Below are 1278 nucleotides of genomic sequence, written 5' to 3' on the forward strand. Positions count from 1 at the left end.
ATTTACATGATCAGAATAACTGCTCCACTAGAAACCACAGTCTGCTCACTAGAGATGGTCTTCACATGAGTGTCCCTTCTCGTCCTGCCGCAGCTTTGCTCACAGGAGCCAGAAGACGGATGGCACACCGCTGTACTACAGTGGATGAAGATAGTTTCCTGCAGAGGAGCCAGTGATGTGGGATCCACAAACGTGAACATCTTCACAATGAAGCGCTTGTAGTGGGTTGGGAACTGAAGACCAGAAGAGCCAGTCACTGGAACCAATGTGGTCAGGTAACGGTCATCCTGGTAAGGGCATCCATCAACCAGAAGGTCCCACTGGGGTAGACTGAGTGGATTGGGGGCGGAAGTTGCCCAGCAGTGTCCCAGCATCAGGACAATGTTGGGGTCAGTCCTCTCCACAATGTGCACCTCAACATACACAGGCTCCCGCAGGACTTTTGTGATGGGATAATCAGCATCACTGTAGTAGGACGTGTAGGCCTCATCCCCTTCTGCACACCCTTTGGTGACACACTGACCATTGGCCAGTCTAAGCTCCACCCTGAGGGGTCCAGGGGCAGCTACTGGTGGAGGTGGAGGAACAGTGTTGACCTCCACAACCAGAGCTTCCACAGAAGTGCCAGAGTACCTACACTGGAAGAGAAGCTCAAAGTGACTGTCCCTTGTGATTGAACCAAGTGGTCCAATCCCCACTTCATACGAGGAGCTCATTCTGTTCTCATACACCACATAACCACTGTCCTCCATCACTCTTGTGCCACATGCAGTCACAGGGAACTGGTATACAGCAAAGGAAGGTGTGGACCCCACAGGACTGCAAGCTGGGTCACTTCCTCCCAGTAAACTGACTGAATCCAGACTCAGTCGAGGCAGTGTAACATCTCTAGCCACCACTACCACAAACTGACCATCTCTTATACACTGGACAGTCACGGTCTTCCCATAGTAACACTGCTGTCCACTAAAGCAGCAGTTGATAGCTTCACATTCAGCACTACTGATACCAGGTTGTCCACATTGGATCTGCTCAGAATCAGCTACAGAACATCTGTCCAAAGGCTCAGCCTTCGCTACTTGCTTCTGAAACTGAATCTTCTGAGGAAGCTGCTGATTAGTCTGTTGAACTGACTGCTGAAGCCGCTGGTCAGTTTGCTGGAGCATCAGAGCTGGAGGATTCTGGGACAGTTTACTCCACTTACCCTTCTTTGGAAGAGCATGACAGAGAGCACACAGTGCTAATACCTGAACCAGCCACCAACTTCCAGCCATTGTC

At 50.9% G+C, this 1278-nt stretch carries 1 protein-coding gene; it reads right to left on the reverse strand.

Annotation, left to right across the window (positions count from 1 at the left end; genetic code table 11):
* Positions 1-2 precede the first annotated feature (2 nt).
* Positions 3-1278: hypothetical protein (locus GQS54_RS22845; protein ID WP_205967897.1), on the reverse strand; the 1276-nt coding region annotated here is incomplete at its 5' end.

This window comes from Paraglaciecola sp. 20A4 (genome assembly GCF_011378905.1).
Lineage (GTDB): Bacteria > Pseudomonadota > Gammaproteobacteria > Enterobacterales > Alteromonadaceae > Paraglaciecola.